The sequence below is a fragment of the Rathayibacter sp. AY1G1 genome (genome assembly GCF_002932095.1).
Classification (GTDB): Bacteria; Actinomycetota; Actinomycetes; order Actinomycetales; family Microbacteriaceae; genus Rathayibacter.
In genome coordinates this window covers 78,589-104,513 of sequence record NZ_PSUZ01000013.1, presented here as the reverse complement: position 1 = coordinate 104,513, position 25,925 = coordinate 78,589, and the positions used below count along the sequence as shown (strand labels likewise).

Below are 25,925 nucleotides of genomic sequence, written 5' to 3'. Positions count from 1 at the left end.
ACTACTTGAGGAAGTCGGGGATGTCCAGGTCGCTGTCGTCGTCGTCGAAGGACGGGTCGGCGACAGGGGCCGGGGCGGCGACGGGGGTGCTCGACCAGATCGAGCCGGCCGCAGGGGCGGCGGCGGGAGCCGGGACGGGCTCGGCGGCCGACTCGCTCGCCGAGCTCTGCTGCTGGCGCGGCTGGGCGATCGCGGCCTGAGCGGTCCCGCCCGGCTCTCCGCCGTCGAAGCCCGCGGCGATGACGGTGACGCGCACCTCGTCGCCGAGCGTGTCGTCGATCACGGCACCGAAGATGATGTTCGCCTCGGCGTGCACCGCCTCCTGGACGAGGCGCGCCGCGTCGTTGATCTCGAAGATGCCGAGGTTCGAGCCGCCCTGGATCGAGAGGAGCACGCCGTGCGCGCCGTCGATGCTGGCCTCGAGCAGAGGTGAGGCGACGGCCAGCTCGGCCGCCTTGATCGCGCGATCGGCGCCGCGCGACGAGCCGATGCCCATCAGCGCCGAGCCCGCGCCCTGCATGACCGACTTCACGTCGGCGAAGTCGAGGTTGATCAGGCCGGGCGTGGTGATCAGGTCGGTGATGCCCTGGACGCCGGCGAGGAGCACCTGGTCGGCGGTCGCGAAGGCCTCGAGCATCGAGATGCCGCGGTCGCTGATCTCGAGCAGGCGGTCGTTCGGGACGACGATGAGCGTGTCGACCTCGTTCTTCAGCGTCGCGACGCCGGCCTCGGCCTGCGTCTGCCGACGGCGTCCCTCGAACCCGAAGGGCTTGGTCACGACGCCGATGGTGAGGGCGCCGATCGACTTGGCGATCCGCGCGACGACGGGCGCGCCGCCTGTGCCGGTGCCGCCGCCCTCGCCCGCGGTGACGAAGACCATGTCGGCCCCCGCGAGGACCTCCTCGATCTCCTCGGCGTGGTCCTCGGCGGCGCGGCGGCCGACCTCGGGGTCGGCGCCGGCGCCGAGTCCGCGGGTCAGCTCGCGGCCCACGTCGAGCTTGACGTCGGCGTCGCTGAGCAGGAGCGCCTGGGCGTCCGTGTTGATCGCGATGAATTCGACACCGCGCAGGCCGAGCTCGATCATGCGGTTGACGGCGTTGACGCCGCCACCGCCGATGCCGACGACCTTGATCACGGCGAGGTAGTTCTGGTTTGAAGTCACGTCTCCGGCCTCCGGGCTGAACCTTAAACCTGTAGTTGAGGCTTAAAGTTATGCTGAGTATGCATTTGGGGTTCGGCTCCGACGGTAGGCGGAGTCCGGTCGCGCTCCCAGCAGACACGCCCGCAACGCTCGAAAGAACGCGCGGATCCGCCGCCGGTCAGGGCCGGGGCGCCACGACGGCGGCCTGGGGCGAGGACACGTCGTAGATGCCGACGACGGCGGGGTCGGTCGCGGCCATCAGCTTCTCGAGCACGACGGCCTTGAGCGCCGACTCGTCCGACCCGCCCCAGACGACTTCCGTGCCGTTCTGCAGGGTGAGCGAGACGTCGTCGCCGGTCGTGGCCGTGGCGGCCGTCACCTGCGGAGCGAGCGACGCGGGCAGGGAGCGCAGCACCCGCGCGGTCGCGCGGAAGCCGGCTCCCGAGGCGTCGCCGGACGCGGTGGTGAGGACCGGGTAGCCGGGCTGCGCCGAGTCCGCCGTCTCGATGACGACTCCGGCCGCGTCCACGAGCTCGAAGCGGCCCCCCGCCGCGATCACGCCGAGGGGCGTGCGCTCGACGATCGACACCACGAGGGTGCTCGGCGGCCGGGTCTGCACCGAGTAGCTCTGGATGAGCGGGGACGCGCCCAGCACGCGGCCGACCTCGTCCCGGTCCACCAGGGTGAGCGGGACGCCGAGCTGGTCGTCGAGCTCGCTCTGCAGGGCGGCGGCGTCGACGCGCTGAGTGCCCGAGATCTCGATCGTGCGCACGGCCATGAGCGGCGAGAAGGCCGCGACTCCGACGATGAGGGCGAGGGCGACGAGCGATCCGGCCACGACCAGGGCGATCAGGCGGCGCCGACGCGCGCGCTTCGTGAAGCGGCGGACCTCCCCCCGCTCGTAGCGCCTCCGCTCGCGGGCGGCCCGGGAGACGGCCCGGTTCTCGGCACCGGGCAGGCGCAGGCCCGAGAGGGTGCGGCGGACCGCGCCCGCGCGCGACGGAGTGCGCTCGGCCGGCTCCGGGTCCACGCGGATCGCGGAGACGATCCGGATCGGCTCGGTGTCCGGCTCCGGCTCGCCGCCGCGCGTGGGGACGCTCCGACCGGGCGCCGGAGGGCGTCCGCCGTCGGGCCGCTTCACGGCCGCTCCCCCGCTTCGGGCGCGAGGACCGCGGTCATCGTGCGACCGGCGCGGCCTCGCTCGCGCCGAGCGACTCGAGCACCTGCGGGATGATCCGGTAGACGTCGCCGCAGCCGAGGGTGATGACGAAGTCGCCCTCGCGCGCGATGCCGGCCGCGAGGCGGGCCGCCTCCGCCCAGTCCGGGACGAACGAGACGTGCGACGGGTCGGCGAACTTCTCGCTGACCAGCGCTCCGGTCACTCCGGGCTCCGGATCCTCGCGCGCCCCGTAGACGTCGAGGACGATCGTCTCGTCGGCGTAGCGCTCGAGCGTCTCGGCGAACTCGCGGGCGAAGAGGCGGGTGCGGCTGTAGAGGTGCGGCTGGTGCACGGCGATGATGCGGCCCTCGCCGACCACGGTGCGCGCGGCGGAGAGGGCGGCGGCCACCTCGGTGGGGTGGTGGGCGTAGTCGTCGTAGACGCTGACTCCGCGGACCGCTCCGTGCAGCTCGAAGCGGCGCTCCGTGCCTCCGAACGCCGACACGGCCTCGAGCGAGGCGGCCGGATCGAAGCCCAGGCCCACCAGCACTGCGAACGCGCCGGCCGCGTTGATCGCGTTGTGCCGGCCGGGGATGCGGAGGCGGGCCGAGTAGCGCCTGCCCTCGTACTCGACCGAGAAGCCGACGGGGCCGACGAGGTCGAGGTCGACGACGCGGACGTCCGCCCCCTCGGCCTCGCCGAAGGTCAGCACCCGTCCGCCGTCCAGCCGCTCGGTGACGCGGACGGCGCCGGGGTCGTCGGAGGAGATGACGACGAGCTCGCTCGCGGAGGAGGCGAAGGTGACGAAGGCCTCCTCGAACGCCTCCAGCGATCCGTAGTGGTCGAGGTGGTCCGGGTCGACGTTCGTGATGAGGGCGACCGCGGTGTCGTAGAGGAGGAAGCTGCCGTCCGATTCGTCGGCCTCGACGACGAAGACCTCGCCGGAGCCGGCGGCGGAGGAGGTGCCGAGGCTCTCGATGATGCCGCCGTTGACGAAGCTGGGGTCGGCGTCGACGCCGAGCAGGCCGGTGACGATCATGCCGGTCGACGTGGTCTTGCCGTGCGCTCCGGCCACCGCGACCAGGCGCTTGCCGCGCACCAGCCAGGCGAGGGCCTGCGAGCGGTGCAGCACGGGCAGGCCGCGCTCCTTCGCGAGCAGGTACTCCGGATTGTCGGGCCACAGGGCGGAGGTGACGACGACCGCCTCGGCGTCCCCGAGGTTCGCCGCGTCGTGGCCGATGGCGACCGGGACGCCGAGCTCCCGCAGCTGCTCGATGGGGTGGGACTCGCGGACGTCCGACCCGGTGACCCGGTGCCCGGCGTGGTGGAACAGCCGGGCGATCCCGCTCATCCCGGAGCCGCCGATGCCGATGAAGTGGACCGAGCCGAGCTCGTCGGGGACGGTGATGCCGAGGTCGGGCTTGATCACGGGGCTCTCGCTTTCGGGTGGGTCGCGGCGGGCGGGAGGAGCCTCCCGCGGTGCGCCGGATCAGTGTAGACGGTGGGCGGGAGTGCTCTCCCGAGCCGCGCGGAGCGGGCTCAGCGCGGAGCGGAGAGGGTCGACTCGATCAGGTCGACGAGCCGCCCGGAGCCGTCGCGGACTCCCACGCGGGCGGCCCGGCGCGCCATCTCGTCGCGACGGGCGGTGTCGGCCAGGAGCGGTACGAGCTCCCGCTGGACCCAGCCGGGGAGGAAGGCGGCGTCCTCGACGAGGACCGCTCCCCCGGCGTCGACGACGCCGCGCGCGTTGAAGCGCTGCTCGCCGTTGCCGACCGGGTACGGGACGTAGACCGCGGGCAGGCCGAGGGCTGTCAGCTCGCTGACGGTCGCCGCCCCCGCGCGGGAGACGGCCACGTCCGCGGCGGACAGCGCGAGGTCCATCCGGTCGCAGTAGGCGAGGAGGTGGTAGCCGGCCACCCCCGGGTCCGTGATCTCGGCGCGGTCGCCCGTGATGTGGAGGACCTGGAAGCCGGTGGCGACGAGATCCCGGGCGGCGGCGTGCACTGTCGCGTTGATCCGTCGAGCGCCGAGGGAGCCGCCGGTCACCAGGAGGGTCTGCCGGGACGGGTCGAGGCCCAGCGCCGCCATCGCCTCGTCGCGGCGCGCGGCCCGGTCGAGCTCGGCGATCTCGCGGCGCAGCGGCATGCCGACGACCCGCGCGTGCGGCAGGGGCGTGCCCTCGAAGGCCACGCCGACCGAGCGGGTCGCGCGCGCGCCGAGGCGGTTGGCGAGCCCGGGGCGCGCGTTGGCCTCGTGGACGGTGAAGGGGACGCCGGCGCGGCGGGCCGCCAGGTAGGCGGGTGCTGCCGCGTACCCTCCGAAGCCGACCACCGCGTCGATCCGCCGGTCGCGGATCGTCCGGACGATGCCGGCGATGGTCGCACGGAAGGCTCCGGGGAACCGCAGCGCCGCCGCGTTCGGACTGCGCGGGAACGGCAGCCGCGGGATCACCGAGAGCTCGTAGCCGCGGAGGGGGACGAGGCGGGCCTCGAGCCCCTCGGCGGTGCCGAGCACGAGCACCTCGTCGTCCGGGTTCCGCCTGCGGATCTCATCGGCCGTCGCGAGCAGCGGATTGACGTGGCCGGCGGTGCCGCCGCCGGCGAGGAGGTAGCGGGTCACTCCGCCGCCGCCTTCCTGCGGCGCAGCACGCCCGCGCCGGGCAGGGGCGCGGTCTGGGTGCGGGCGAAGGAGAGGACGACGCCGATGGCGAGGAGCGAGCTGAGCAGGGCGGTGCCTCCGGAGGAGATCAGCGGCAGCGGGACTCCCAGCACCGGGAGCACCCCCAGGACCACGCCGATGTTGACGAACGCCTGGCCGATCAGCCAGACCATGATCGCGCCGGTGCTGATCCGCACGAACGGATCGGAGGACGCGTGGATGACGCGGAAGAAGGCGACCGCGAGGACCACGAACAGCGCCAGGACGACGATCGCTCCGATCAGCCCGAGCTCCTCGCCGATGATGGCGAAGATGTAGTCGTTGTCCGCGGCGGGCAGCCAGGACCACTTGGCCTTGGAGTTGCCGAGGCCCACGCCGAAGATCCCGCCGGAGGCCATCGCCCAGGTGCCGTGCACCGGCTGCCAGCACGAGTTCTGGTACTCCTCGACGTTGGAGCAGTCGCCGAGGAAGGACATGATCCGGGTGAGGCGGTTGTCGCTGGAGACGGCGAACAGCACCGCTCCGATCGCACCGACCACCACGATCGGCACGAGGACCTTCATCTGAACGTTCGCGTAGAAGAGCGCGGCGAGGACGATGCCCGCCATGATCACGACCGTGCCCAGGTCGCCTCCGATGAGGACCAGTCCGATCGCCGCGCCGCCGACGATCAGGACGGGGATGAGCGCGTCCTTCCAGTCCTTCGGCGACCGGTAGCGGCGGGCGAGCAGGAGCCCCAGCCAGAGGGCGAGCGCGAGCTTGATGATCTCGGAGGGCTGCATGCTGAAGGCGCCGAGGCGGATCCAGTTGCGGTTCCCGCCGACGGAGTCGCCGAGCGGTGTGAAGAGCACGAGGCACTGGAGGACGCAGCCGGCGATGAGCAAGATCGGCGTCACGCGCTTCCACACGCCGAGGGGCAGCCGCGAGACCACCAGCATCATCGGGATCCCGAGGAGGGCGAACCCGCCCTGGCGCAGGAAGCCCCCGAAGGAGTCGTCGCTCGACACGTAGGAGGTGACCGACGAGGAGGAGAGCACCATCGTCAGTCCGAACAGCACCAGGAAGAGCGTGGTTCCGAAGAGGAGGTAGAAGTTCGGCGAGTGGGAGGCGAAGACCTTCGAGAGGACGATCCGCGCGGAGCGGGCCCCACTCCGGTCCTTCCCGCGCGGCTCAGTGCGCGAGCGGCCCGCGGGGCGGCTCGTCGTCGGAGCGGTCATCGGCTCCCCCTCCCAGGTGTGTCGCCACGGCGGCCGCGAAGGAGCGGCCCCGAGCCGCGTAGTCGAGGAACTGGTCCATCGAGGCCGCGGCGGGTGCGAGCAGGACGACGTCCCCCGAGCGGGCGAGCGTCGCGGCCGCCTCGACGGCCGCCTGCATCACCGCACCAGTGTCGTCCGGCACCGCCTCGCTCACGGGGAGGGCGGGCGCGTGTCGTCGGAATGCCGCGAGCAGCGCCGAGCGGTCGGCGCCGATCACCACGGCGCCCCGCAGGCGGCCGACGTGCGCGGCCACGAGGGCGTCCACGTCGACGCCCTTGAGCAGGCCGCCGACGACCCAGACGACCGACGGGTACGCGCGCAGCGAGGCGTCGGCGGCGTGCGGGTTCGTGGCCTTGGAGTCGTTCACCCAGGTCACCCCGTCGTGCTCGGCGACGACCTGGATGCGGTGGGCGTCGAGCTCGAAGGACGCCAGCGCGGTGCGGACGGCCGTGACCTCGATCCCGCACGCTCGGGAGAGCGCTGCCGCGGCGAGCACGTTCTGGACGATGTGCGGAGCGGCGAGGTTCCGAGCGGCGAGCTCGTCCACGGTGGTGATCTCGAGGGCACTGGTGCGGCGGTCCTCGAGGAAGGCGCGGTCGCAGAGGATGCCGTCGACGATCCCGAAGTCGCTCGGGCCGGGCACGCCGAGGCCGAACCCGATCGCCCGGGCGCCCTCCACCACCTCGGCGTCGAGCACCATCTGCTCGGTCGCCGCGTCGGCGCGGTTGTACACGCAGGCGACGCGGGTGCCGGCGTAGACCTTGCCCTTGGCTGCGCGGTAGGCGTCGAACGAACCGTGCCAGTCGAGGTGGTCGTCGGCGATGTTGAGGCACACGCTCGCGATCGGCTCGATCGCGCCCAGGTAGTGCAGCTGGTAGCTCGAGAGCTCCACGACGAGGACGTCGAAGCCCTGCGGGTCGCGGACCGCGTCGAGCACGGGCACGCCGATGTTGCCGCAGGGGGCGGCGCGGAGGCCGCCGGCCACGAGCATCGTCGCCGTGAGCTGGACGGTCGTGGTCTTCCCGTTGGTGCCGGTGACGGCCACCCATTCCGCCGGAGTGCCGTCGGCGCGCACGACCTTGTCGCGGACGCGCCAGGCGAGCTCGACGTCGCCCCACACGGGGATCCCGGACTCCGCCGCCCACACGAGGATCGGGTGCGTCGGCCGGAAGCCGGGCGACACCACGACCAGCTCCGGTGCGAACGCGTGCAGCTCCTCCGGAGCGGAGTCGAGGCGGTCGGCCCGGTGCAGGCGGGCGCCGATCACCTCGAGCAGGCGCTCGCGCTCCTCGTCGGCGCGGTCGGCGAGGACCAGCACCTCGGAGCCGAGCTCGGTCAGGGTGTCGGCCACCGAGAACCCGGTGACGCCCAGGCCCAGCACGGCGACGCGCAGGCCGCGCCAGTCCGAGTGCCAGCTGCGGAGGGAGTCGGGACGGGCGGGATCGGTCATGCCAGCGACAGCCATTCCAGGTAGAAGAGCCCGACTCCGGCGGCGACGAAGATGCCGGCGATGATCCAGAACCGGACCACGACGGTGATCTCGGCCCAGCCCTTGAGCTCGAAGTGGTGGTGGAGCGGGCTCATCAGGAAGATGCGCTTGCCCCGGGTCAGCTTGAAGTAGATCCGCTGGAGGATGACCGAGCCGGTCACGATGACGAACAGGCCGCCGATGAGGATGACCAGCAGCTCGGTGCGGGTGAGGATCGCCAGGGCCGCGAGCGCGCCGCCGAGGCCGAGCGAGCCGGTGTCGCCCATGAAGATCTGCGCCGGCGAGGTGTTCCACCAGAGGAAGCCCACCAGGGCACCGGAGACGGCCGCCGCGATGATGGCCAGGTCGAACGGGTCGCTCACCTGGTAGCACTTGTCGACGACCTCGGGGTTGAGGTGCTGGTCGAAGCACCACTGGTTCGACTGCCAGAACCCGATGATGACGTAGGAGCCGATCGCGAGGATCGAGGACCCGGTCGCGAGTCCGTCGAGCCCGTCGGCGACGTTCACGCCGTTCGACGTGCTGGTGACGATGATGCAGATCCACAGCACGAACAGGCCGATGCCGATCCAGCCGAGGGAGGCGAAGTCGAACGGCAGGTCGCGGATGAACGAGATCGAGGTGGACGCGGGGGTGAGCCCGTTGGAGTCGCGGACCATGATCGCGATCACCGCGAAGGCCGCGGCGACGATGACCTGGCCGGCGATCTTCGCCCAGCCGCCGAGGCCGAGGCTGCGCTGGTTGCGGGTCTTCAGGAAGTCGTCGACGAAGCCGACGAGTCCGAGCCCGACCATCATGAAGAGCACCAGCAGGGCCGACGGCGCGATCGCCCGGTTGCCGAACAGCATCCCGAGGAAGTAGCCGACCACGGTGCCGATGATGATGACGATGCCGCCCATCGTCGCCGTGCCGTGCTTGACGTGGTGCGACTTCGGTCCGTCCTCGCGGATGAACTGGCCCCACTGCAGGCGGTGGAAGAGGCGGATGAACAGGGGCGTCATCAGGAGCGTGAAGGCTCCCGAGAACGCGCCGGACAGGAGGAGTGCCCTCATCGGTGACGCTCCCCGAGACGGTCGGCGAGGAAGCGCAGCCCCGCGGAGTTGGACGACTTGACCAGCACGGTGTCGCCGGGTCGCAGGTAGTCCTCGAGGAGGTCGAACGCCTCGTCGGAGGTCTCCGCGAAGACGGACTCGCCGCTCCACGACCCCTCGCGCTCGGCCGCGACGTGGATCCGGCGGGCGCCTCGGCCCACCACCACGATCTGGGAGATGTTGAGGCGCACGGCCAGCAGGCCCACGCGCTCGTGCTCCTCGTCGGCCCACTCGCCGAGCTCGCTCATCTCTCCCAGGACGGCGACGGTGCGCCCCCCGGGCTTCGCGATCTGGGCGAGGGTGCGCAGGGCGGCCGCGGTGGAGTCGGGACTCGCGTTGTACGCGTCGTTGATGATGCGGACGTCCTCGCCGCCCAGGACCTCCATGCGGCCGCGCTCGGCGAGGGTGACGGTCGCGAGAGCCTCGACGATCGCGGGCAGCGCCACTCCGACAGAGAGCGCGGCGGCGGTCGCCGCGAGGGCGTTCATCACGTGGTGCTCGCCGAGGACGCGCAGCAGGAGCTCGGCGCGAGCGGCCTCGCGGCCCTCCCCCGCCGAGACCTCGATGGCGAAGCGGGTGCCGTCGGCGGTCGCGTCGATATCGACGGCGCGGACGTCCGCGCTCTCGCCGCGGCCGAACCAGAGGACCCGGGCGGCGGTGCGGCCCGCCATCGAGGCGACCCGGCCATCGTCGGCGTTCAGCACGGCGACGTCGTCGGCGGTGAGGTCGGCGACCATCTCTGTCTTGGCCTCGAGCGTGCGCTCGATCCCGCCGAACTCGCCGGCGTGCGCGAGGCCCACGGCGAGGACGACGCCGACGTCGGGCCTGGCCATCCGGACGAGGCGGCGGATCTCGCCGACCGCGCTCGCGCCCATCTCGGCGACGAGGAAGCGCGTCGACTCGGACACCTGGAGCATCGTGATCGGCGCGCCGACCTCGTTGTTGAAGGATCCGCGCGGAGCGACCGTCTCTCCGACCCGCTCGAGGACGGTGCGGAGGAGGTTCTTGGTCGTCGTCTTGCCGTTCGAGCCGGTGACGCCGATGACGGTGAGCCCGCCCTTCGCGCGGACGCGCCGGACGACCTCGGTCGCCAGCGCTCCGAGCGCCTCGACGGAGTCGTCGACGAGGACCTGCGGCACGTCGAGGTCGAGCGGGCGCTCCACGATGAGGAGCGCGGCACCGCGCTCGAGAGCGGCGGGAGCGAAGAGGTGGCCGTCGGTGTGCTCGCCGCGCTTGGCGACGAAGATCCCGCCGGGCGCGATCTCGCGGGAGTCGGTCTCGGTCGCTCCGTCGATCACGGTGGCGGCCGTGGCGGACGAGCCGGCCAGGTGGAGGCGTCCGGAGACGGCCTCGGCGATCTCGGTGAGGGTGAGGGCGATCATCTACAGCCAGCCCGCCTCGCGCAGCGCGTGACGGACGTCGTCTCTGGCCGAATACGGCATGTGCACTCCTGCGATCTCCTGGTGGTCCTCGTGGCCGGGCCCGGCGTAGAGGATCGAGTCCCCTTCGCGCGCGAGGGCGACGGCGGCGCGCACGGCGGCGCGCGGGTCGGCGATCTCGTGGATCTCCCGGTCGGGCACGGCGGCCCGGGCGCCCTGGAGGAGCGCGGCGCGGATGGCGGCCGGATCCTCCCAGCGCGGGTGGAAGTCGGTGACGACAACGACGTCGGCGAGGCGGGCGGCGATGGCGCCCATGTCGCTCCGCTTGGTCGTGTCGCGGTCCCCGTCCGCCCCGAACACCATGAACAGGCGGCCGGGCGTGATGGTCCGCAGCGCCTCGAGCGCGTTCTGGAACGCGTCGGGGGTGTGGCCGTAGTCGACGTAGACGCGCGGTCCGCGCTCCCCCGAGACGAGCTCCGCGCGGCCCGGGATGTAGACGTCGAGACGACTGTCCTCGAGCGCGTGCGCGACGGCGTCCAGGTCGAAGCCCGACTCCACCAGCATCACGATCGCCAGCGCGGCGTTGGACGCCATGTACCAGCCGATCAGCGAGACGGTGACGACGACGGAGCGGTTCTCGGGCCCCTCCAGGCGGAAGGTGGTGCTGTCGGGCGTCGCGTCCAGCACCGTCATCGACCAGTCGGCGGGCGTCGTCGGGGCGACTCCGACGACCGGAGAGCCGGCGAGCGTCGCGACGGGGATGCGGCTGCGCTCGGCGAGCTCGCGCCCCCAGGCGCTGTCGACCGTGACGACGCCGCGGCGTGCGCGCTCCGGCTCGAAGAGGTCGGCCTTGGCCTCGAAGTACTCGCGCAGATCGGAGTAGTCGTCGAGGTGGTCGTGGCTGAGGTTCGTGAAGCCGACGACGTCGAAGACGAGGCCGTCGATCCGGTGCCGCGTGAGCGCCTGCGCCGACACCTCGATGGAGACCGCGCGGACGGCGGACTCGCGCATCCGAGCGAGCAGGCCGTGCAGCTCGCTCGCCTCGGGAGTGGTCAGCGAGCTGACCACGGCGACGTCGCCGATCCGGCGCTCGGCGGTGGAGCTGAGGCCGGAGACGACTCCGAGCCGGCGCAGCAGCGCGTCGAGGATGTAGACGACGCTCGTCTTGCCGTTGGTCCCCGTCACGCCGAAGAGCGTCGGGACGTCCTCGCGGGTGCGGTGGATCCACGCGGCGACGTCGCCGAGGGCGGCCCGCGGGTCGGGGGTCACCAGCACGGGCAGGCCGCTGTCGGCGGCGAGCTCCGCTCCGGCCGGGTCGGTCAGCACGGCGACGGCTCCGGACGCCGCGGCGGCCGACGCGAAGGCCGCGCCATGGGCACGGCGTCCTGCGACACCGACGTAGAGGTCCCCGGACTCGACCTGGTTCGAGTCCAGCGTGACTCCGCTCACCTCGACGCCCTCGAGGCCGCGGACCGGGCCGAGGGAGAACTCGGCCACGAGCTGCGAGAGGCTCCGCGGCACGGGGTGCTCGGGGCGGAGGGAGGACTGCGGGCGAGGGTCGTGCACTGCCCGCTCTTTCTCTCGTTCTGGTGCGTGGATCGTGGTCCCGGCGGGGCTCACCACGTCGTCGGGTACTCGACGGGCGGCACCGTGGACGGCTCCACCCGGTTGGTCTTGAGCACCTGGGTCATGACCTGCTGGAAGACGGGAGCCGTCGCCTGGGACGTGTTCATCTTAACCGGATCGGCGATGGTGACCGTCACGACGTACTCCGGGTCCTCCGCCGGCGCGAGCCCGGCGAGCGAGACGGTGTAGCTCTTCGAGTAGCCGCCCTTGCCGTCGGGCTGCTGCGCGGTACCGGTCTTGGTGGCGATGTTGTAGCCGTCGACGTGGATGTCGTTCGCCAGCCAGCCCTCGTTGTAGTGCGTCTGCAGCATGTCGACGACCTGCTTCGCGGCCGAGCTCGACACCACCTGGGTGCCCGTCGCATCGGGGACGTCCACGACGGAGCCGTCGGCCGTGGTGCAGCCGTCGATCAGCTGCGACGGGAGCCGCACTCCGCCGTTGCCGAGCGTCTGGTAGATGCTCGCGACCTGCACCGCGGTCGCCGAGACGCCCTGGCCGAACATCGTCGTGTAGTTCGTCTGGTTGTCCCAGTCCTGGTAGTCGGCGAGCAGGCCGCCCTCCTCGCCGGGGAAGCCGCTCGTAGTGGGCGTGCCGAGACCGAACTTCTGCAGGTAGTCGTAGCGGGTCTGGGCCGACAGGCGGGAGCCGAGCATCGAGATGCCGACGTTCGACGAGTCCTTGAGGATGCCGGTCAGCGTGTAGTTCGTCGGGGTGTGCGCGAAGTCGTCGCTGAACGAGGCGCCGTCCTTCTCGAAGGAGTCCGGGACGACGACCTGGGTCGTCGGGCCCGCCTGGCCCTGGTCGATCAGCATCGCGGCCGTCATCGGCTTGAAGGTCGAGCCCGGCTCGAACGGCGCGCGGAACGCGCGCGAGCTGCGGTCGGCGGAGGCGCTCGCCTCGACGTTGTTGGGGTCGACGGTCGGCGTCTCGGCCACGGCGAGCAGCTTGCCGGTCTTGACCTCCTGCACCACGACGATCCCGTAGCTGCCGCCGACCTCGGCGACGCGCTGCGAGAGGACCTGCTGGGAGTAGTACTGGAGGTCGGAGTCGATGGTGAGCTTCAGCGTCCCGCCGTCGACGGCCGGGGTCTCCGAGACGGTGCTGCCCGGGATCCGGACGTAGTCGGCGCTGCGCTCGTAGCTCTCGGACCCGTTCTGCCCCGCGAGGCAGGTGTTCTCCGCGTACTCCATGCCCTCCTGGGCCGCTCCGTCCGCCCCGACGTAGCCGACGAGGTTGCCGGCCACCGCGCCGTTGGGGTAGCTGCGTCCCTGCTGGGTCTCGAAGTAGGTCCACGGGATGTCGAGCGCGACGAGCTTCTGGTAGGCCTCGAGGTCGAGCCCCTCCGAGAGGATCAGGTAGTTGGCCTTCGCGTCCTTCGCGAGCGCGGCGTCCACCGCTCCGGTGATCTGCTCGACCGACTGCCCGGTGATCGCGCCGATCTCGGAGGCGGCCTGCTGCACGCTGACCATGACCTTCTGGTCCTCGCCCAGCTCGCGCGGGAACTCGGCCACGTTCTTCGGCGAGGTCGTCAGCCGGTAGCGCGTGGTGGTGTCCGCGAGCACCGTCCCGGAGCGGTCCACGATGGGGCCGCGCTGGCCGTAGGTGACGACGCTGTTCGACTGGTTCTGGGCGGCCGCATCGGTGAGCTCGTTCGCCCGCACGATCTGGATGTCCACCAGCTTGCCGATGAAGAGTCCGACGACGGCGACGATGATGACGAACGTGACGGCCGTGCGGCGTCTGCTCGAGCGGTGGTGTCTCACTGCGGCGGTGTCCTTCTTGCTCCGGGCGGGCGGGCCGCCGTTCGTCGGGTCCGGATGGTCGTCGTGCGCCCCGCGGGGCGGGTGCCCGCGCGGAGGCGGACCGCGACGCCGTGCGTCAGTGCGTGATGGGCGCGGGCAGCTCGCCCTGCAACGGTACGGCCGCACCGTCGACAGCCGGGGAGGACGCGCTCGCGCCGGGCTGGAGAGCCGGGACGAGGGCGTTGGGCACGAGCGGCGCGGAGGCGGTGCCCGCGACTTCGCTCGACGCGGCGGAGGAGGGGTCGCCCAGCACGGCGCCGTCCGAGAGGCGGAGGTAGACCGGCGCGGTATTGGCGACCATGCCCAGGCCCTGCGCGGCGGTGGCGAGGTTCTGCGGCGAGCTCAGCGTGTCGACGGCGTCCTGCTTCTCCGCGTTGCTGCGGGTGAGCGATTTCTGCTCCGTCTGCAGCGCCGAGATCTGGTAGGCCCCCTGCGAGAGGCCGACGCTCACCAGGAGCTGGACGACGATGATCGCGAAGAGGCCGGCGACGGCGACGATCCCGTAGACGAGCTTCGGGCGCGACTGCGCCTGACCGGCCGGGACGGCCTCGATGCGGGGGCGGGGCGCCTCCTCCTCGGGGCGTGCTCGGCGGGCGGTGTCGATGACGGCGGGGTCGACGACGGCGGTGGCGCTCATGCGGTGCTCCTGATCCTCTCGGCCGCGCGCAGACGCACGGGTGTCGCTCGGGGGTTGCGGGCCTTCTCGTCGTCGGAGGCGAGCTCGGCTCCGCGGATGACGAGTCGGAACTCGGGTCGGTGCTCCGGCAGCTCCATCGGGAGGCCGGCCGGGGCGGTGGAGGAGGACGCGGCCTGGAGCGCGCGCTTGACGATCCGGTCCTCGAGCGACTGGTACGCCTCGACGACGATCCGCCCGCCCTCGTTGATCCGGCCCAGCGCGGCGGGGATCGCCCGCTCGAGGACGGACAGCTCCTGGTTGACCTCGATCCGCAGCGCCTGGAAGACGCGCTTGGCGGGGTGGCCGTTCCGCTGGATCGCGACCGGGGTCGCCGCCTGGATGATCTCGACGAGACGGCCGGAGCGCTCCAGCGGAGCCTCGCGACGGGCCTCCACGATCTTCTTGGCGTAGCGCGCGGCGAGGCGCTCCTCGCCGTACTCGTGGAAGATGCGGCGCAGGGCGGTCTCGTCGTAGTCGGCGAGGATGCTCGCCGCCGTGAGCGGGGCGGTCGAGTCCATCCGCATGTCCAGCGGCGCGTCCTTGGAGTAGGAGAAGCCACGCTCGGTCTCGTCGAGCTGGAGCGAGGAGACGCCGAGGTCGAAGAGCGCACCGTCGATCGTGTCGATGCCCAGCTCGTCGAGCACGTCGGGCAGCTCGTCGTAGACGGCGTGCACGAGGTCGATCCGGGAGGCGTGGGCGGAGAGCCGCTCCCCCGCGAGCTGCAGCGCCTCGGGGTCGCGGTCCAGGCCCACGAGGTGCAGGCCGGGGAAGCGCTCGAGCAGCGCGAGCGAGTGCCCGCCCATGCCGAGCGTCGCGTCGACGACGACCGCCCCGTCGCGCTCCAGCGCCGGAGCCAGGAGCTCGACGCAGCGCTCGAGCAGCACCGGGAGGTGCCGCTCCTCGGTCGGGCGCGGAGCGCCCTTCGGAGTGTTCTCTGCCATGGCGGTCCCGCCGTTCCCGTTCCTGTCGTCCGATCCCCATCCACCTCGCGTCCGGACACCGGGGAAGGTGCGTCCGGGCGCCGAGTGGCTGGGAGTCGCGCGACAGGACCTAGAACAGGCCGGGGATCACCTCCTCCTGGGTGTCGGAGAACACGGACTCCTGCTCCTGCAGGTAGGTCTCCCAGGCGCCCTGCGCCCAGATCTCGGCGCGGTTGCCCGCTCCGATGACGGTGAGGTCGCGGTCGAGGCCCGCGTACGCACGCAGCGGAGCCGGGAGGGTCACGCGGTTCTGCTTGTCCGGCGTCTCGGCGCTCGCGCCCGAGAGGAACACCCGGAGGAAGTCCCGCGCCTGCTTGCTGGTCACCGGCGCCTGCCGGATCTTCTCGTGCATCACCTCGAACTCGGCCTGGCTGAACACGTACAGGCACCGCTCCTGGCCGCGCGTGACGACGACTCCGGAGGAGAGCTCGTCGCGGAACTTGGCGGGGAGGATCACGCGGCCCTTCTCGTCGAGCTTGGGGGAATAGGTGCCGAGGAACACGGACTGCCCCCCACTTCTTCCGGCCAAGGATGGTGTGTCCTCCACAGTACTCCACTTCCCCCCACTCACAACCCCGGCGCGGCGCGGGGCGCGCCGGAGAGGCCCCGGTCATCCGCGTGTTTCCGCGGAATCGCGACAGCGGGGCGAAGTGGAGGGGGAAGGTCGCGGGAGGGAGGCCGCGGGCACGAAAAAAGGGCCGATCCGTGAGGATCGACCCTGTGGTGGAGCGGAGGGGGGGGGCTAGCCGCGCCCGTCTCCGCGGTTGTCCCATCTGTCGTTCAGTCGGTCCATGAAGCCGGACCCCTGGCGGTTGCCCGAGCGGGGCTTCGACGGACGGCCGACGTCGGGCAGGCCGGGCTCAGCGGAGCCGCCGGCGGCCGGGCGCATGGCCACGATCACGCCGCCGAGCATGAAGGCGAACCCGAGGATGCCGACGAGGGGCTGGCGCACGACCACGCCCGCGACGAGCACGGCGAGACCGAGGATGCCGAGCAGGATGCCGAGCACGAGGGCCCGGTAGTTGGTGCCGCCGCGCCCCTTGCCGACCGCCGCCACGAAATCGGCGTCGTTCTGGTAGAGGTTCCGCTCCATCTCATCGAGGAGCCGTTGCTCGTGTTCCGAAAGCGGCATCGTGACCCCTTCAGGGTGCGGCGTCGACCCTTTCGGGGATCGGCACCGGAATAGGCGGCGTCTGGGCTCGACCGGTCGGGCGGCGCTTCAGTGTAGACCGAGCCCGACGCGGGCACCAGGCACCTTCGGTGCATAGGCTGGTCGGGTGAACCACAGCTCTCGACTGGTCGATCGCGTCCAGCTCCGAATCGATGAATTCCTCACCGGGCGCACGCCAATTCTGCGCTCCATAGGAGAGGACGTCTCCGCCCTCGGCGACCTTTCGCGGGACTTTCTCAGCGGGGGCAAGCGGTTCCGCGCGCGCTTCTGCGAGGCGGGCTGGAACGCGGTGTCGAGCACCTCGAGCGAAGCCCATCCGAGCGGCTCCGATCCGATCGCGAGGGTGGGCGCCGGGCTGGAGCTGTTCCACGCCGCCGCCCTCGTCCACGACGACGTGATCGACAACTCCGACACCCGCCGCGGCGCTCCCGCGGCCCACCGGCGCTTCTCCTCCTTCCACGCCGACGGCGGCTGGACCGGCGACCGCGACGAGTTCGGCCGCTCCTCCGCGATCCTCCTCGGCGACCTCCTCCTGGTCTGGTCGGACGAGATCTTCGCCGCGGCGGAGTGGTCGCTCGGGGATCGAGTCGCGGCCGAGCGCGCGCGCGCCGAGTTCAACCTGATGCGCACCGAGGTCACGCTGGGCCAGTACCTCGACATCCTCGAGGAGAGCGCGTGGGTGCAGCACCCCGAGCACGAGCACCTGCAGCGGGCGGAGCGGGTGGTGGTCTACAAGAGCGCGAAGTACAGTATCGAGGCGCCGCTGGTGATCGGCGGCTCCCTCGCCGGCGGCGACGACGCGCAGCTGGACGCCCTGCGCCGCTTCGGGCTCCCGGTCGGGATCGCCTTCCAGCTGCGCGACGACGTCCTCGGAGTCTTCGGCGACCCGGCAGTGACGGGCAAGCCGGCCGGCGACGATCTGCGGGAGGGCAAGCGCACCGTGCTGCTCGGCCTCGCCCGCGGCGCGTGCTCGCCGGGCGAGCGGGCCGAGCTCGACGCGGTCGTGGGCCGGAACGACGCCGACGCGGCGTCCATCGCGCGGGCGCAGGAGATCATCGCGGGCAGCGGCGCCCTCGAGCGGCTCGAGGAGCGCATCGACCAGGAGGTGGCCGCGGCGATCGCGGTCCTCCCCGACGCGCCGCTCCGCACGGAGGGCGTGGCGGAGCTGCGCGAGCTGGCCGCCCAGGTCACGGTCCGCACCTCCTAGGAGCGGACGGGCGGGATCAGGCCAGGGCCTGGGCGACCCGCCGGACCTCGGCCTTGCGGCCGGCGCGGAGGGCGACGATCGGGCTCGTGCCCAGGCTCTCCTCGACCGTCAGCATCCAGTCGACCGCCTCGTCGTCGGTGAAGCCGGAGTCGGCGAGCAGGATCGCGGTGCCGCGGATCTCGCTCATCGGCTCCCCGTCGCGGAGGAAGAGGGCGGGGACCTTCAGCACGCCGTCGCGGCGGGTGCCGAGCAGGTGGCGCTCCTCGAGGAGGCGGCGGACCCGGCCGGCGCCGAGCCCGGTCAGCTCCACGAGGTCGGGGACGGTCAGCCACTCGAGCTCGGAATCGGTCGAGGTGGCGGGGGAAGCGGACGAGTCGGTCACGCGTCAAGACTGCCACGAGCCCGGAGGGCCGCCAACTGCGGGCGCCCCGGAGAAGGAGTCGGGCCCGTCCTGCGCCGCCCGGGCGTCGCTCACCGGTTCCCCCGGGGGTCTTGCCTAGACTCGTCGCGTGACCACCAGCCAGCTCGACCCTCTCCTCGGCCGTCTCGTCGACGGCCGGTACGAGGTGCGCTCGAGGATCGCCCGCGGCGGCATGGCGACGGTCTACCTCGCGCACGATCAGCGCCTCGAGCGCCGCGTGGCGATGAAGGTCATGCACGGCCACCTCTCCGACGACGCGACGTTCAAGAACCGCTTCGTCCAGGAGGCGCGCTCCGCCGCCCGTCTCGCCCACCCGAACGTGGTCAGCGTCTTCGACCAGGGCCAGGACTCGGACATGGCCTACCTGGTGATGGAGTACCTCCCCGGGATCACCCTGCGCGACCTGCTCAAGGAGCGCGGCCGGCTGACCGCCCAGCAGGTCGTCGACATCATGCACTCCGTGCTCTCGGGTCTCGCCGCCGCGCACCGCGCCGGGATCCTCCACCGCGACCTCAAGCCCGAGAACGTGCTCCTCGCCGACGACGGCCGGATCAAGATCGGCGACTTCGGCCTCGCGCGCGCCGCCTCCGCCAACACCGCCTCCGGTCAGGCCCTCCTCGGCACGATCGCCTACCTCTCCCCCGAGCTGGTCACGCGGGGCACCGCCGACACCCGCAGCGACATCTACGCCATCGGGATCATGATCTACGAGATGCTCACCGGAGAGCAGCCCTTCACGGGCGAGCAGCCGATGCAGATCGCGTACCAGCACGCGAACGACTCCGTCCCGTACCCCAGCGCGACGGTCGCCTCCGTCCCCACCTCGCTCGACGAGCTCGTCCTCTGGGCGACCGAGCGCGACCCGGACATGCGGCCCCGCGACGCCGGTGTCATGCTCGCGCAGCTGCTCGAGGCCGAGCGGCTCATGGGCATCACACCGAGCGACCGCCGCGGCGACACGCAGGCGGTCACCCCGCTCCCGGCGCCCGTCGCCGATCCGGCGCCCGCGACGGCCGTCTTCGATCCGGCGGAGCCCGGGCAGACCTCGGTCTTCGACCCGGCGCCGGCGCCCGGAGCGGTACTCGTGGTCGACGAGGACGACGACACCGTCGCCCGGCTCGCGAGCAGGCGCCGCGTCCGACGGCGTCGCGGCGTCCTGCTCACGGTGGTCGTGCTCCTCCTGGCGCTCATCGGCGGCGGGACGGCCTGGTGGTTCGGCGAGGGACCCGGCGCGATCGTGTCGATCCCGGACGTCGTCAGCCAGTCGCAGCAGGACGCGACGGCCCAGCTGCAGGCGCAGGGCTTCGAGGTGCAGCCGCAGGAGACGCCCGACCTCACCGTGCCCGCGGGGACGGTGGTGAGCTCCGATCCGCCCGGCGGGCAGGGGGTGCACAAGGGCTCCGTCATCACGCTGACCGTCTCGAGCGGGCCGCGCCAGCTGCCGGTCCCGTCTCTCGCCGGCCTCTCGGAGGCCGACGCTGCCGCCGCGGTGACGGGCGGCTCCTTCACCGTCGGCGACGTCTCGAAGATCTTCGACGCCGACGTCGACGCCGGTGTGGTCGTCTCCGCCTCGCTGCCGGACGGATCGGCGCTGCCCGAGACGATGTCCGAGACCAGCACCATCGCGATGGTGGTGAGCCTCGGACCGATCCCGAACGTCGTCGGCCTCTCGATCGACGACGCGACGGCGAAGGCGGAGGCGGCCGGTCTCGCCCTCGACCGCAGCGGCGAGGACTGGAGCGACACCGTGGCCGCGGGCGTCGTCCTCACGCAGGCGAACCCGGAGGCGCCCGCCGTGACCGGCGACACCGTCTCGGTCGTCGTGTCGAAGGGGCCCGAGCCCGTCGCCGTGCCGAACGTCGTGGGGATGAACCGCGACGAGGCGAAGGCGGCCCTCGAGGCGGCGGACCTGTCGTGGAGCTACTCCCTGACGACGCTCGGCCCGCTGATCGACGCGGCGCCGAACGAGCTGACCAAGGTCACGAACCAGTCCAACAAGGCCGGCGATCTCGTGCAGCGCGGCACGACGATCCAGCTGTCGATCACCATCACGACCTGACGCCGCCGGTCGAGCCCTCAACGAGGACTCGACCGGCGGTCGGGGTCGGATCAGATCGCGCGGCCCCGGAGCTCCTCCGCCACGAGGAACGCGAGCTCGAGCGACTGCATGTGGTTGAGGCGCGGGTCGCAGACCGACTCGTACCGGGTGGCGAGCGTCGCCTCGTCGATGTGCTCCGAGCCGCCGAGGCACTCGGTGACGTCGTCGCCCGTGAGCTCGACGTGGATGCCGCCCGGGTGCGTCCCCGCGGCGCGGTGCGCCTCGAAGAAGCCCTTGACCTCGTCGACCACGTCGTCGAAGCGACGGGTCTTGTAGCCGGTCGGCGTCGTCAGCCCGTTGCCGTGCATCGGATCGGTCACCCACAGCGGCAGGGCGTCGCTCCGCTTGACGGCCTCGAGCAGCGGCGGGAGGGCGTCGCGGATCCTCCCGGCACCCATGCGGGTGATGAAGGTGAGGCGACCGGGCTCCCGCTCGGGGTCGAGCTTGTCGATCAGCTCGAGCATCGTCTCGGGCGTGGTCGACGGGCCGAGCTTCACGCCGATCGGGTTGCGCACCCGCGACAGGAAGTCGACGTGCGCGCCGTCGAGCTCGCGGGTGCGCTCGCCGATCCAGATGAAGTGGCTGGAGGTGTTGTACGGCGTGCCGGTCCGCGAGTCGATGCGCGTCATGGGGCGCTCGTAGTCCATCAGCAGGCCCTCGTGGCCGGTGTAGAACTCGGTGCGCTTCATGCCCTCGAAGTCGGCCCCGCACGCCACCATGAACTTGACCGCGCGGTCGATCTCGCGGGCCAGCTGCTCGTAGCGCTGGTTCTGCGGGTTCTCGGTGAAGCCCTTGTTCCAGTAGTGGACGAGGCGCAGGTCGGCGAATCCGCCCTGCGTGAAGGCGCGGATGAGGTTCAGCGTCGAGGCGGCGGTGTGGTAGCCCTGCACGATGCGACGCGGGTCCGCGGCGCGCGACTCCGGGGTGAAGTCGTAGCCGTTGACGATGTCGCCGCGGTAGGCGGGCAGGGTCACGTCGCCGCGGGTCTCGAGGTCGCTCGAGCGCGGCTTCGCGAACTGGCCGGCCATCCGGCCCATCTTGATGACGGGCATGCTCGCGCCGTAGGTCAGGACGACGGCCATCTGCAGCACGGTCTTGACGCGGTTGCGGATCTGCTCGGCGGTCGCTCCGGCGAAGGTCTCGGCGCAGTCGCCGCCCTGCAGGAGGAACGCCTCGCCGCGGGCCGCGGCTCCGAGACGCTCGCGCAGCTGGTCGACCTCGCCGGCGAACACCAGCGGAGGGAGCGCGGCCACCTCGGCGGACGCCGCTCGCACGGCCTCCGCATCGGGCCACTGCGGCTGCTGCTTGATCTCGAGCTCGCGCCAATAGTCCAGGCCGGCGACCACGGAGGGGGCGGCGAGGACGTACGGTTCGTTCGGATCGATGACCACGAGGGTGTTCCCGGTTCTGACGGGCGCCAGCGGCGCGCGGAGGGCCGCCGTCCGGACGGACGGCAGCGGTTGACGAGCTTATAGCCTGGCAGGGCGCTCGGCCGGGAGGGGCCCCCGGCGTCGAGCGGGCGCTCAGCGGGTGAGGGCCGCGCGCTTCTCCTTGACCGAGGTCGCGTAGACGTCGAGGTACTCCTGGCCACTCAGGGCGAGGAGCTCGTACATGATCTCGTCGGTGATCGAGCGGAGGATGAACCGGTCGCCCTCCATGCCCTCGAAGCGGCTGAAGTCGAGCGGCTCCCCGAAGACGATGCCGATGCGGCCCAGCTTCGGCAGGCGCTTGCCGATGGGCATGATGCGCGCGGTGTCGATCATGGCGACCGGGATGACGGGCACGCGGGCCTCGAGGACCATGCGCGCGACACCGGTGCGGCCGCGGTACATGCGGCCGTCGGGGCTGCGCGTGCCCTCGGGATAGATGCCCAGGGCGTGGCCGCCCGCGAGGACGCGGAGGCCCGTGTTGAGCGAGGCCTCCGACGCCTTGCCACCGGAGCGGTCGATGGGCAGCATCCCCGTGGCGGTGAAGAACGTCCGCGTCGCCCAGCCCTTGAGGCCCTTGCCGGTGAAGTAGTCGCTCTTGGCGAGGAAGACCATGTTCCGCTCGATCACCAGCGGGAGGATCACGGAGTCGATGAAGGAGAGGTGGTTGCTCGCGAGGATCACGCCGCCGTTCTGCGGCACCTTGTCGGCGCCGACCACCCACGGCCGGAAGATCGTCTTCAGGAGCGGGCCCGCGACGATGTGCTTCATGAACCAGTAGAACATCGGGCTCCTCGGCGGTGCGGAAGATCGGGTGCGGCGGGTGCCGCTAGAGGGAGCTCGCGTGCAGGCGCGCCAGGTCGGCGGCCCCCACGACTCCGGCGTCATTGACGAGCTCCGCGATGCGGAACTCGGGCTCGGGGTGGTAGCCCCGGGCGGGGAGGTTGTCGAGGTAGGCCTGGCGGATGGGGTCCAGCAGGAGGTCGCCCGCCTGCGCCACTCCGCCGCCGATGACGAACATCTGCGGGTCGAGGACGGCGCTCAGGCTGGCCGCCGCCTCGCCCAGCCAGTGGCCGAGCTGTCGCAGCGCCGCGAGGGCGCCGAGGTCGCCGGCGGTGATCAGCTCGGAAATGAGGTGGCCGTTCAGCTCGCCGCCGTTGCGGGCGCGGGCGTCGGCGATACCCTGGCCGATCCCGCCCGCGTCGGCCAGCTCGCCGGCGAAGCGCTGGAGCGCGCGGCCCGAGCCGTACTGCTCGATGCAGCCGCGGGCGCCGCAGCCGCAGGGCAGGCCTCCGGGGACGACGCGCATGTGCCCGATCTCGGCCGCGGCGCCGAAGCCGCCGCGCAGGAGCCGGTCGTTGATGACGATCGCGCCACCCACTCCGGTGCCGATGGTGAGCATCAGCATGTCGCTGACGAGGCGGCCCGAGCCGTAGCGGAACTCGGCCCAGCCGGCGGCGTTCGCATCGTTCTCGATGATGATCGGCAGGTCGATGCGGGCCGAGAGCTTCTCGCGGAAGGGCTCGTTGCGCCAGTTGATGTTCGGGGCGTAGTAGACGATCGACTGCGAGGCGTCGATGAAGCCGGCGGCGGCGACTCCGACCGCGGAGACGTCTCCCGGGAGCAGGCCGGAGCGCAGATGCTCGACCATCTCGACCACGACGTCGACGATCAGCTCGGGGTGCCCGGCAGGAGTGGGCCGACGGTCCTCGCGGAGGATCCCCCCGAACTCGTCGACCAGGGCTCCGGCGATCTTCGTGCCGCCGATGTCGATCCCGATCGCGTGCACGCGAACCGCCTTCCCGTCGCCACCGGCGCGGCAGCGTCGGCGGGCCGCCCTGAGCGGCGGCCAGGACGAGTGTAGTGACCGCGAGCGCTCCGATGCGGCTCAGCGGCGAGACCCGGCGACGCGTGTCGGCCCTCCTCGCGGAGCCACCGCTGGATCGTTACCCTGAACGGATCCACAGCTTGCGCCGCGCCGGTAGGGTGGAGACGACGTTCATTCAGGTACCGAAGGAGTTGCCGTGGACCAGTTCGATTCCCCCCTGGTGGTTCCGGCCGATCCCCAGGCCAATACGACCGCCCTCCTGCTGGACCGCGTCCGCGAGACGCCCGATCGCCCGCTCTTCGCGTTGCCCGACGGCGACGGCTGGCGCGATGTGACGGCGCAGGAGTTCCTCGACCAGGTCACGGCCCTCGCGAAGGGCTTCGTCGCCGCCGGCCTCGAGCCGGGCGAGAAGGTCGGGCTGATCTGCAAGACGCGCTACGAGTGGACGCTGATCGACTTCGCCGTCTGGTTCGCCGGCGGGATCCTCGTCCCGGTGTACGAGACCTCCTCCCCCGCGCAGGTGCAGTGGAACCTCACCGACTCCGGCGCGCACGCCGTGATCGTCGAGACCCCCGAGCACTTCGCCCGCTTCGACGAGATCCGCGCCGACCTTCCCGAGGTCCGACTCGCCTGGCAGATCGGGCTGGGCGATCTGGACAAGCTCGTCGCGCGCGGCGTCGACGTGCCGGACGCCGAGATCGAGCGCCGCCGCTCGCTGGCGACCGGCACCGACATCGCGACGATCATCTACACCTCCGGCTCCACCGGCCGCCCCAAGGGCTGCATCATCCGGCACTCGAACTTCGTCGAGCTCAGCCGCAACTCGGCGGTCGCCCTGACGGAGCTGATCCACCAGCCCGGCGCGTCGACGCTGCTGTTCATCACCACGGCGCACGTGTTCGCCCGCTTCATCGCGATCCTCTGCGTGCACGGCGGGGTGAAGGTGGGGCACCAGGCCGACACCAGGCAGCTGCTCCCCTCGCTCGCGTCCTTCAAGCCGACGTTCCTCCTGGCCGTGCCGCGCGTGTTCGAGAAGGTCTACAACTCCGCGGAGCAGAAGGCCGAGGCCGGGGGGAAGGGGAAGATCTTCCGCCGCGCGGCCGACGTCGCCGTCGCCCACTCGATGGCGCTCGAGGCGGGCTCGGTGCCGCTTGCGCTGAAGCTGCAGTTCCTCCTCTTCGACCGGCTCGTGTACTCGAAGCTGCGCACCGCCATGGGCGGGAACGTCCGCTTCGCCGTGTCCGGCTCGGCGCCGCTGGGAGACCGGCTCGGGCACTTCTTCCACAGCCTCGGCATCAAGATCCTCGAGGGCTACGGCCTCACGGAGACGACGGCGCCCGCCACGGTCAACCGCACCGAGCGTTTCAAGATCGGCTCGGTGGGCCCGGCGATGCCCGGCGTCTCGATCCGGATCGCGGGCGACGGCGAGATCCAGGTGCGCGGCATCGACGTCTTCGGCGGCTACTGGAACAACGAGGCGGCGACGGCCGAGTCGTTCGACGGCGAGTGGTTCCGCACGGGCGACCTCGGAACTCTGGACGAGGACGGGTACCTGCGCGTCACCGGGCGGAAGAAGGAGATCATCGTCACCGCCGGCGGCAAGAACGTCGCTCCGGCGGCGCTGGAGGATCCGATCCGCGCGAACCCGCTGGTCGGCCAGGTCGTCGTCGTCGGCGATCAGCGCCCGTTCATCGCCGCTCTGGTCACGCTCGACTCCGAGATGCTGCCGACGTGGCTCGCGAACAACGGGCAGGACAAGGGCCTCTCACTCGAGGACGCGGCCGTGAACCCGGTCGTTCTGGCCGAGGTGCAGCGGGCCGTCGATGCGGCGAACGAGCGCGTGTCCCGCGCCGAGTCGATCCGGAAGTTCGTGATCCTCCCGACCGAGTTCACGGAGGCGAGCGGTCACCTGACTCCGAAGATGAGCATCAAGCGCAACGTCATCCTCGCCGACTTCGCCGACACCATCGCCGCCGTCTACTCCGCCGCCCCCGCCACCGAGGGCATCTCCCTCCGCTGACCCCGCGCTCTCCCCGCGTCACCAGCAGGCCGTCCCGATCGCAGCCGCCTCCGGGACAGCGCGCCCAGCTCTATCCCGTCGGCGGAACGCACGACGCTCTCCTCGACGCGCCCCTGTCGCGGTGCCGACCGCGCCGGGCCGGGCAGGGACCGGCTCCCCCTCAACACAGCCGTATCCGGTGAAGCGCGTGCCAGCGCTTCACCGTCGGCGGAACGCACGACGCTCCATGGAACGCGCCCACCTCGAAAAGCCGACCGCGCGGAGCCGGGCAGGGACCGGCTCCCCCTCGACACAGCCGTATCCGGGAAAGCGCGTCCCAGCGCTTCACCGTCCACGGAACACACGACGCTCAACGGAACATCCCCACCTCGAAAGGCCGACCGCGCGGAGCCGGGCAGAGACCGGCTCCCCCTCAACACAGCCGTATCCGGGAAAGCGCGTCCCAGCGCTTTCCCGTCGGCGGAACGCACGACGCTCCATGGAACGCCCCACCTCG

The 25,925-nt window shown here is 71.8% G+C and carries 21 protein-coding genes; 3 read left to right on the top strand and 18 right to left on the bottom strand.

Going from position 1 to position 25,925, the window contains the following annotated elements; genetic code table 11:
* Nucleotide 1 precedes the first annotated feature (1 nt).
* The 14 genes from ftsZ to C5C36_RS09195 form a co-directional block, all read right to left on the bottom strand.
* On the bottom strand, nucleotides 2-1,162 hold the full coding sequence (gene ftsZ, locus C5C36_RS09260) for a cell division protein FtsZ (protein WP_104222597.1): 1,161 nt from the start codon (nucleotides 1,160-1,162) through the stop codon (nucleotides 2-4).
* Between the two features lie 157 nt (nucleotides 1,163-1,319).
* Nucleotides 1,320-2,282 (bottom strand): cell division protein FtsQ/DivIB, encoded by a 963-nt coding sequence (locus C5C36_RS09255; RefSeq protein ID WP_104309615.1) that lies wholly within the window; start codon nucleotides 2,280-2,282, stop codon nucleotides 1,320-1,322.
* A gap of 34 nt (nucleotides 2,283-2,316) precedes the next feature.
* The gene (gene murC / locus C5C36_RS09250) at nucleotides 2,317-3,729 is read right to left on the bottom strand and encodes a UDP-N-acetylmuramate--L-alanine ligase (RefSeq protein WP_104250759.1); all 1,413 of its coding nucleotides are present in this window, start codon (nucleotides 3,727-3,729) and stop codon (nucleotides 2,317-2,319) included.
* 110 nt (nucleotides 3,730-3,839) lie between these two features.
* The gene (locus C5C36_RS09245; protein WP_104309614.1) at nucleotides 3,840-4,919 is read right to left on the bottom strand and encodes a glycosyltransferase; all 1,080 of its coding nucleotides are present in this window, start codon (nucleotides 4,917-4,919) and stop codon (nucleotides 3,840-3,842) included.
* Nucleotides 4,916-6,175, bottom strand: a complete 1,260-nt coding sequence (ftsW, locus tag C5C36_RS09240; RefSeq protein ID WP_104222593.1) for a putative lipid II flippase FtsW — start codon at nucleotides 6,173-6,175, stop codon at nucleotides 4,916-4,918. Before ftsW ends, C5C36_RS09245 begins: the two co-directional genes overlap by 4 nt.
* Nucleotides 6,129-7,679, bottom strand: a complete 1,551-nt coding sequence (murD, locus tag C5C36_RS09235) for a UDP-N-acetylmuramoyl-L-alanine--D-glutamate ligase (protein ID WP_258065530.1) — start codon at nucleotides 7,677-7,679, stop codon at nucleotides 6,129-6,131. Before murD ends, ftsW begins: the two co-directional genes overlap by 47 nt.
* A complete protein-coding gene (mraY, locus tag C5C36_RS09230; protein ID WP_104222591.1) occupies nucleotides 7,661-8,755 on the bottom strand; it encodes a phospho-N-acetylmuramoyl-pentapeptide-transferase in 1,095 nt (364 codons plus the stop codon). Before mraY ends, murD begins: the two co-directional genes overlap by 19 nt.
* Nucleotides 8,752-10,176, bottom strand: a complete 1,425-nt coding sequence (murF, locus tag C5C36_RS09225; RefSeq protein ID WP_104247145.1) for a UDP-N-acetylmuramoyl-tripeptide--D-alanyl-D-alanine ligase — start codon at nucleotides 10,174-10,176, stop codon at nucleotides 8,752-8,754. Before murF ends, mraY begins: the two co-directional genes overlap by 4 nt.
* Nucleotides 10,177-11,739: a Mur ligase family protein gene (locus C5C36_RS09220; protein WP_104238697.1), complete on the bottom strand. Its 1,563-nt coding sequence runs from the start codon at nucleotides 11,737-11,739 to the stop codon at nucleotides 10,177-10,179.
* A 50-nt stretch (nucleotides 11,740-11,789) separates the two neighbouring features.
* Nucleotides 11,790-13,562, bottom strand: a complete 1,773-nt coding sequence (locus C5C36_RS09215; protein ID WP_244229623.1) for a penicillin-binding protein 2 — start codon at nucleotides 13,560-13,562, stop codon at nucleotides 11,790-11,792.
* 115 nt (nucleotides 13,563-13,677) lie between these two features.
* Complete coding sequence (locus C5C36_RS09210) at nucleotides 13,678-14,238, bottom strand: hypothetical protein (RefSeq protein ID WP_104309613.1); 561 nt, start codon at nucleotides 14,236-14,238, stop codon at nucleotides 13,678-13,680.
* On the bottom strand, nucleotides 14,235-15,218 hold the full coding sequence (rsmH, locus tag C5C36_RS09205; protein WP_104225374.1) for a 16S rRNA (cytosine(1402)-N(4))-methyltransferase RsmH: 984 nt from the start codon (nucleotides 15,216-15,218) through the stop codon (nucleotides 14,235-14,237). Before rsmH ends, C5C36_RS09210 begins: the two co-directional genes overlap by 4 nt.
* A 109-nt stretch (nucleotides 15,219-15,327) precedes the next feature.
* The gene (gene mraZ, locus C5C36_RS09200) at nucleotides 15,328-15,759 is read right to left on the bottom strand and encodes a division/cell wall cluster transcriptional repressor MraZ (protein ID WP_104222586.1); all 432 of its coding nucleotides are present in this window, start codon (nucleotides 15,757-15,759) and stop codon (nucleotides 15,328-15,330) included.
* A gap of 240 nt (nucleotides 15,760-15,999) precedes the next feature.
* A complete protein-coding gene (locus C5C36_RS09195) occupies nucleotides 16,000-16,389 on the bottom strand; it encodes a DUF3040 domain-containing protein (RefSeq protein ID WP_104222585.1) in 390 nt (129 codons plus the stop codon).
* Between the two features lie 145 nt (nucleotides 16,390-16,534).
* Between C5C36_RS09195 and C5C36_RS09190 the strand changes: the two genes are divergently transcribed.
* The gene (locus tag C5C36_RS09190; RefSeq protein ID WP_104238695.1) at nucleotides 16,535-17,635 is read left to right on the top strand and encodes a polyprenyl synthetase family protein; all 1,101 of its coding nucleotides are present in this window, start codon (nucleotides 16,535-16,537) and stop codon (nucleotides 17,633-17,635) included.
* Between the two features lie 16 nt (nucleotides 17,636-17,651).
* Here the strand turns inward: C5C36_RS09190 and C5C36_RS09185 are convergent, their stop codons facing one another.
* A complete protein-coding gene (locus tag C5C36_RS09185) occupies nucleotides 17,652-18,017 on the bottom strand; it encodes an Rv2175c family DNA-binding protein (RefSeq protein ID WP_104222583.1) in 366 nt (121 codons plus the stop codon).
* Between the two features lie 127 nt (nucleotides 18,018-18,144).
* On the opposite strand from C5C36_RS09185, the gene pknB reads away from it, so the two are divergent.
* Nucleotides 18,145-20,115, top strand: a complete 1,971-nt coding sequence (gene pknB / locus C5C36_RS09180) for a Stk1 family PASTA domain-containing Ser/Thr kinase (RefSeq protein ID WP_104250750.1) — start codon at nucleotides 18,145-18,147, stop codon at nucleotides 20,113-20,115.
* 50 nt (nucleotides 20,116-20,165) lie between these two features.
* Here pknB and C5C36_RS09175 read toward each other — a convergent pair whose 3' ends face one another.
* The 3 genes from C5C36_RS09175 to C5C36_RS09165 form a co-directional block, all read right to left on the bottom strand.
* The gene (locus tag C5C36_RS09175) at nucleotides 20,166-21,500 is read right to left on the bottom strand and encodes a class II 3-deoxy-7-phosphoheptulonate synthase (RefSeq protein ID WP_104222617.1); all 1,335 of its coding nucleotides are present in this window, start codon (nucleotides 21,498-21,500) and stop codon (nucleotides 20,166-20,168) included.
* Between the two features lie 177 nt (nucleotides 21,501-21,677).
* Nucleotides 21,678-22,367: a 1-acyl-sn-glycerol-3-phosphate acyltransferase gene (locus C5C36_RS09170; RefSeq protein ID WP_104222581.1), complete on the bottom strand. Its 690-nt coding sequence runs from the start codon at nucleotides 22,365-22,367 to the stop codon at nucleotides 21,678-21,680.
* A 43-nt stretch (nucleotides 22,368-22,410) separates the two neighbouring features.
* Entirely contained in the window at nucleotides 22,411-23,370 is a 960-nt protein-coding gene (locus tag C5C36_RS09165; protein ID WP_104222580.1) for an ROK family glucokinase, read from the bottom strand.
* A gap of 235 nt (nucleotides 23,371-23,605) precedes the next feature.
* Here C5C36_RS09165 and C5C36_RS09160 point away from each other — a divergent pair, with 235 nt between their 5' ends.
* Entirely contained in the window at nucleotides 23,606-25,429 is a 1,824-nt protein-coding gene (locus C5C36_RS09160) for a long-chain fatty acid--CoA ligase (RefSeq protein ID WP_104257314.1), read from the top strand.
* The last annotated feature ends 496 nt before the right edge of the window (nucleotides 25,430-25,925 follow it).